Origin of the sequence: Thermobifida fusca NBRC 14071 = JCM 3263 (genome assembly GCF_001592045.1) — a bacterium.
Taxonomy (GTDB): domain Bacteria; phylum Actinomycetota; class Actinomycetes; order Streptosporangiales; family Streptosporangiaceae; genus Thermobifida; species Thermobifida fusca.
In genome coordinates this window covers 1-6,929 of the sequence record NZ_BCWB01000013.1, presented here as the reverse complement: position 1 = coordinate 6,929, position 6,929 = coordinate 1, and the positions used below count along the sequence as shown (strand labels likewise).

Sequence of the window (6,929 nt, the reverse complement as noted above, 5' to 3'; positions counted from 1 at the left end):
CTCGGCACGCACTCGCCGCGTCTCGATGAGAAGGGACGCATGTTCCTTCCCGCGAAGTACCGCGACGAACTCGCGGGCGGGCTGGTGGTGACCAAGGGGCAAGAACGCTGCCTCTACGTCTTCCCGATCCGGGAGTTCGAACGGATCACCCAAGTCCTCCGCGCAGCCCCCGTCACGGCTAAAGCGGTACGCGATTACAGCCGTGTCTTCTTCGCGAGCGCCTCCAACGAGCTTCCCGACCGGCAAGGTCGGGTCACCATACCGGCCAACCTGCGCGCCTACGCCGGCCTCAACCGGGACTGCGTGGTCATCGGGGCCAACACGCGCCTGGAAATCTGGGACGCCCAGACCTGGGCCGACTACGAGGCCGAGCAGGAGCAGGTCTTTGCGGAACTGGCAGAGGAGGTGTTGCCGGGGGTGCTGTGACCTCACGGGACTGCAGCGCCACCACATCAGCAGCGCCGCGAGCCACACCAGAGGTCACGACCGTCATCTCTGTCGGGTCCAGGCCTCCAGACGCGGCCGACCAGGTCTCACCTGGCGCATCTTCCCCGGCGCCAGGTGGCCAGCAGGGTCCTCGCGACCGCTTCCGGTAGGTGTGTCTGGAGGTCTGGTCGCACCCGGTCCGGGAACGACGGCCAGGCGGGAACGGGGGAGGCGACGACAGGGGGGAGACGTCAGTGACAGGCGACGCGCCGCAGAGCGCACCACAGCACCGCGGCAGCCCCGCCCCAGCGCACGTACCGGTCATGCTGGAGCGGGTGGTGGAACTTCTCGCGCCGGCTCTCCAGCAGCCCGGCGCGATTGCTGTGGACGGCACCCTCGGCCTCGGCGGGCACGCCGAGGCACTGCTCCGTGCCCACCCTGGCCTCCGCCTGGTGGGTGTGGACCGCGACACCACCGCACTGGAACGCGCCCGGCAGCGGCTCGCCCCCTACGCGGACCGCATCGACCTGGTGCACGCCGTCTACTCCGACATCCCCCGCATCCTGGACGAGCTCGGGATCGACCGGGTCCACGGACTCCTGTTCGACCTGGGCGTGTCCTCCCCCCAACTCGACGAAGCCGAACGGGGCTTCGCCTACTCCTATGACGCGCCGCTCGACATGCGCATGGACCGCACCCAGGAGCGCACCGCGGCCGACATCGTCAACACCTATCCTGCAAGCGAACTCACCCGGATCTTCCGCGTCTACGGCGAGGAGCGGTTCGCCGCCCGGATCGCCCAGGCCATCGTGCGGCAGCGCGCCAAAGAACCGGTGCGCACCACCGGGGTGCTCGCGGACCTGGTCCGCTCCGCCATCCCCGCGGCAGCCCGCCGCAGCGGAGGCCACCCCGCGAAACGCGCTTTCCAAGCGCTGCGGATCGAAGTCAACTCCGAACTCTCCATCCTGGAACGCGCCCTTCCCGCGGCACTCTCCCGTCTCGCTGTAGCCGGACGCATCGTGGTGCTGTCCTACCACTCCCTCGAAGACCGCATCACCAAGCGGGTCCTCACCGAGCTGAGCACCGACAGCACCCCGCCCGGACTTCCCGTGCCCCTCCCGGACCGGCAGCCGGAACTGCGTCTCCTCACCCGGGGAGCCGAACTCCCCACCGAACAGGAGACTGCCGCCAACCCCCGCGCAGCGTCGGCCCGGCTGCGGGCCGCGGAGCGGACACGGGAGCCGTGACCACCGGCCCGCCAGGGCCCGCACACGGGCTTCCCACGGGAAGCCACACCCACGATGGCGTCCGGGAGAACACAGTGGAGACCAAGACCGTAGAGCGCACGAAGACTGCACAGAGCACGTCCCGCACGGCCCGGCCGCGGCCGCGCGCCGGACACCCCGCGGCGGCCCGGAGCGGGCCGCGCACCCGCCCGTCCGCGCCCCGCCTGCCGTTCGTGCTCCTTGTCCTCGGCCTGCTCGGCGGGGCGATGATCACCCTGCTGATGCTGCACGCTGTGCTGGCCGAAGACACCTTCGAGATCGCCACCCTGCAACGGGAGAACCGGGAACTCAGCCAGCAGGAGCAGACCCTGCGCGAACAGGTCATGCGGGCAGAATCGCCTGAGGCGATCGCTAAAGCAGCCGAGGAAATGGGGATGTACCCCGGCGAGGAGCCCCAGTTCCTCGACCTCGACAGCGGCCAGATCACCGAAAACCCACGCAGCACCGGCGAGTGATCAGGCACGGACTGGACCGCACCACTGTGGCAGGCCACTGAGCAGGGGGGAACAGTACACCGGTGAGCACACCGCGCGACCGCAGTCCCAAAGATCCGCGCCGGCCGGCAGCGGCAGCACGCAGCCGGCACGGGCACCGACCGCGTTCCGCGCAGCCTGCACGGCGCTCTCCCCGGCCGAGCGCCGAGGCGGCGCGGCGACGCGCTGTGCCGCGCAACCGCACCGGCGCCTCGGCGGGGCGCCGGCCGCACCCCGCCCCGAGCATCCGCTCCCCGCTGCGCCGCCGGTTCCGCCGCGGCGCGATCCAGCCGCGCATCCGGGTCATGGGCGCCATCCTCGGCACCGTGCTGCTCCTTTTCGCGGCCCGGCTGGTGCAGATCCAAGGCTTCAACGCCGACGACTACGCCGAGGCGGCCGCCAGCCTGCGTCTCACCACCATCGAAATCCCCACCGTGCGCGGCGATATCACCGACATGGCGGGGCGGCCCTTCGCCATGTCCGTGGAGGTCCGCACCGTCTTCCTCGACCCGGCTGAAGTACGCGACGACCAGCGCGAAGAGATCGTCCAGGAACTGTCCCGCCGCTTCGACCTGCCTCCCGAGGAGATCGTCGCCAAGCTCAACGCCCGCGTCGACGGCCGCCCGTCCCGTTACGAGGTCGTGCAGCGCGGCGTGCCGATCGAAGAATGGAAGGAGATCCGCGAACTCGGCTTCCACGGCGTCTCCGCGGAACGCGACTACAAGCGCGTCTACCCGGAAGAGACCGGCGCCGCCAACCTCGTCGGCTTCGTGGGCCTCGACGGCCACGGCCTGGAAGGACTGGAAGCCGTCCTGGACTCCACACTCGCCGGGGAGGCCGGCCAGCAACAGGTGGAGGTGGGCAGCGACGGCACCCAGATTCCCATGGCGGGCGGCCTCATCCGGGAGCCGGTCCCGGGCCGCACCGTCCGGCTCACCCTCGACCTGGACCTGCAGTGGTACGCCCAGCAGGCGTTGAACAGGCGCGTGGAGGAGCTCGACGCGGAAGCAGGCTCCGTGGTGGTGATGACCCGCGACGGCCAGATCAGAGCGATGGCCAACTACCCCACCTACGATCCGAACAACTTCTCCGCGGTCAGCGCCGAACAGCGCCGCAACGGCGCTGTGGCGGACGCGTTCGAACCGGGCAGCACCGCCAAAGTCATCACCGTGGCCGCGGCCCTCGAAGAAGGACTGGTGACCCCGGACACCGTCTTCACCGTGCCCAGCTCGATCCGCCGCTACGACCAGGTGTTCCGGGACGCCAACCCGCACCCAACCCAGCGGCTCACCGTCAACGGGATCATGGCCACCTCCAGCAACGTGGGGGCCATCCAGATCGGTGAAAAGGTGGGTGCCGAGAAAATGTACGAGTACCTGCGGCGTTTCGGTGTCGGCCAGCCCACCGGGCTGGACCTTCCCGGGGAGAACACGGGCATCCTCACCGCGCCGGAGCACTGGTCCGGCACTGACCTGCCGTCGGTCTCCTTCGGCCACAGCGTGTCGGTCAACGCCGTGCAACTGGCCAGCGTGTACGCCACGATCGCCAACGACGGGGTCCGCGTGGCCCCCACACTCATCGCGGGCATGGAGGACGCCGACGGCGAATTCGAAGCCGCACCCGACCCGGAAAGCGAACGGGTGATCAGCGCGGACACCGCTGCCGACCTCCGGTTGATGCTGGAAGCCGTCACCGAGGAGACGGGCACCGCCCCCCAAGCCCGCGTCGAGGGCTACCGGGTCGGCGGCAAAACCGGCACCGCCAACCGGATCAACCCGGAAACCGGCAAATACCAGGGCGGCGGCTACGTCAGCTCCTTTGTGGGTTTCGCCCCCGCCGACGACCCCGAACTCGTGGTCTCCGTGGTCCTGCACAGCCCGAAAGGCGAGTACTACGGGGGTGAGGCGGCGACCCCGGTCTTCACCGACGTGATGTCGTTCGCGCTCAAAACCGCGCGCATCCCCCCGACCCAGACCGAGCGTCCCCCGCTGCGTCTCATGGAGTGATCCACGCCCGGCCTCCTACGAAACAGGACACACCGGCCGGAGACGCTTGCCACACCACCGCGCGGTACCCGATGCTGTCGGGCATCCGCACGATACGAGGTCAACGGCCCAATCCCGGCTCTACCCGCACGTTGCGCCGCGGCGGGCCCGGAAGCCGGGGGCGGTACCGGTGCGCCCCGGCTCCTGCGCGACGTTGACCTCCACTAGCGGTGAACCGATAACCTCACGAGGTGTCACCCGTAATGCGACCCGAACACGTCCAGCCACGTCTGCTCTCCGAACTCGTCCCACTGCTCGGACCGGACGCCTTCGTTACTTGTGTCGACCCCGCGGAGCCGCCCCTGGGCACCGCGCCCACCCCTGCCGCTACTGACCTCGAACAGGCCAGCAGCGTGGACTCGGTGGTGGTGACCGGTGTCACCCACGACTCCCGCGCGGTACGCCCCGGGGACCTGTACGTGGCCGTCCAAGGGCAGCGTGTCCACGGCGCTAAATTCGCCGCCCAGGCAGCCCGCGCCGGCGCGGCGGCTGTGCTCACCGACCCCGCTGGATACGACCGCGCCGCCGCCACCCGGCTGCCCGTCATCACCGTGCCCGACCCCCGCTCCCGGCTCGGGGACGTGGCCGCCTGGATCTACGGCCATCCGGCTCGGGAACTGCTGCTCATCGGCACCACCGGAACCAGTGGCAAGACCACGGTCAGCTACCTGGTGGAATCCGGGCTGCGCGAGGCAGGAATGCGCACCGGTCTGGTCGGCACCGTGGAGATCCGGGTCGACGACGAGCGCATCGACTCTTCCCTGACCACCCCGGAGGCCACCGAACTGCACGGCCTGTTCGCCCTCATGCGGGAGCGCGACGTGGCCGGCGCCGCCATGGAAGTCTCCAGCCACGCCCTGGCCCTGGGCCGGGTGGCCGGAGTGCGCTACGACGTCGCCGTGTTCACCAACCTCTCCCAGGACCACTTGGACTTCCACGCCGACCTGCACGACTACTTCGAAACCAAAGCGCGGCTGTTCACTCCCGAATTCGCCAAAGTCGCCGTGGTCAACCGGGACGACTCCTTCGGGCGGACCCTCATCGACCGGATCACCGAACAGGGCGCGATCCCCGTCACCACGTTCTCCGCCACCGGCGACACGGCAGCGGACTGGTATGCCACCGACGTCGTGCTCGAAGCGGGCGGCAGCCGGTTCCGGGTGGTCGGCCCCGGAGGCATGGCCATGGACGCTTCCGTGCGGCTGCCGGGCCCGTTCAACGTCGCCAACGCCATGGCCGCGATCGTCGCCCTCATCGAAGCGGGAGTGCCGCTCCCCACCGCGGTGGCAGGCGTGGCCGCGGCCCGCGGCGTGCCGGGCCGCATGGAACGGGTCGACGAAGGACAGGACTTCACCGCCATCGTCGACTATTCGCACAAACCCGGGGCGATTGAGGCGGTTCTCACATCGCTGCGCCCCATCACCGAAGGGCGCCTCACCATCGTCGTGGGCTGCGGCGGCGACCGCGACCGGGGGAAACGCCCGCTCATGGGCGAGGCAGCGGCCCGCCTGGCCGACGCGGTCATCCTCACCGACGACAACCCGCGCAGCGAAGACCCGGTCACCATTATCACCAGCATGCTTGAAGGCGTGGCGAAAGTGCCTGTCGCGCAGCGCGCCCGCATCACCGTGGAACCGGACCGGCGGACCGCGATCGAACTGGCCGTGGCCCGTGCCCAGCCCGGAGACGTCGTGGTCGTGGCCGGCAAAGGGCACGAACGCGGCCAGCACGTGGGGGACCGCATCCTCCCCTTCGACGACCGGGACGTGCTCCGCGAAGCGATCCGCGCCCGACTCGACACCGACTGACCTGCGCAGACCCCGCAAGGGAATGACGCCGGCGCGGGTGGGGACTCCGCGTGAGGGCCCGCAGCCCGCTGCCGTTCGCCACGCGCGGACGGCGTGTCGGACACTTCCCCACCCTGCCGGTTTTTTCGGCGTTAAGGTTCAAAACGGATCTCACTCATGCCACATTCGGGTCTGAGCGCAACCCGGGTGGGCGATCTTGTTCTAAGGTTAGGTGCGGCAATTCTCAGCCCGGCACCGTGGCGTCCGCATGCCGCTTTCGCGGCTTTTGGGCAGCATCCCCATTTCTCGCACGCTGTTCACTGGCAATCACGACGCTTCCAGCGTGGTGGACCGGGCCCGACATGAGGAGTGGATTTGATCGCGCTGACGCTCGATCGGATCGCCAAGATCACCCGATCACGACTACGCGGATCGGCGCAGCCCACGGACACTGTCGACGGCCCGGTGGTCATCGACTCGCGGGAGGCCGCTCCTGGTTCGCTGTTCGTTGCCTTGCGAGGCAGCCGTGTCGACGGCCACGACTTCGCTGAGGCCGCGGTCAGAGCCGGAGCGACAGCCGTTCTGTGCTCCCGCCCCGTGGACGCGCCCCATCTGCTCGTCGACGGCGGCGACGACGCGGTAGTAGCGGCACTGGCGAAGCTGGCGCGCGCGGTCGTAGCGGAACTCCCCGACGCGGACATCATCGGCGTCACCGGGTCGTCGGGGAAGACCACGACAAAAGACCTGCTCGCTCAGACGCTGCAGCGGATCGGCCCCACCGTCGCGCCCCCGGGATCGTTCAACAACGAAATCGGTCATCCGCTCACCGTGTTGCGGGCGGACCAGACCACCCGTTTCATCGCGTTGGAGGTCGCCGCGCGCGGCGTGGGACACATCGCGCACCTGTGCCAG

Annotated in this window: 6 protein-coding genes; all 6 read left to right on the top strand. The window is 69.6% G+C overall.

Features of this window, described 5'->3' with window-relative positions:
* The coding region (gene mraZ / locus TF1_RS02130; protein ID WP_061783585.1) for a division/cell wall cluster transcriptional repressor MraZ at positions 1-426 on the top strand (426 nt) is incomplete at its 5' end.
* Between the two features lie 254 nt (positions 427-680).
* Positions 681-1,673, top strand: a complete 993-nt coding sequence (gene rsmH / locus TF1_RS02125; RefSeq protein ID WP_011291549.1) for a 16S rRNA (cytosine(1402)-N(4))-methyltransferase RsmH — start codon at positions 681-683, stop codon at positions 1,671-1,673.
* Between the two features lie 74 nt (positions 1,674-1,747).
* On the top strand, positions 1,748-2,167 hold the full coding sequence (locus tag TF1_RS02120; RefSeq protein ID WP_011291550.1) for a hypothetical protein: 420 nt from the start codon (positions 1,748-1,750) through the stop codon (positions 2,165-2,167).
* 62 nt (positions 2,168-2,229) lie between these two features.
* Complete coding sequence (locus TF1_RS02115) at positions 2,230-4,191, top strand: peptidoglycan D,D-transpeptidase FtsI family protein (RefSeq protein ID WP_061783584.1); 1,962 nt, start codon at positions 2,230-2,232, stop codon at positions 4,189-4,191.
* Between the two features lie 242 nt (positions 4,192-4,433).
* A complete protein-coding gene (locus tag TF1_RS02110) occupies positions 4,434-6,038 on the top strand; it encodes a UDP-N-acetylmuramoyl-L-alanyl-D-glutamate--2,6-diaminopimelate ligase (RefSeq protein WP_016188487.1) in 1,605 nt (534 codons plus the stop codon).
* A gap of 354 nt (positions 6,039-6,392) precedes the next feature.
* A partial coding sequence (locus TF1_RS02105) for a Mur ligase family protein (RefSeq protein ID WP_082797685.1) occupies positions 6,393-6,929 on the top strand: 537 nt, incomplete at its 3' end.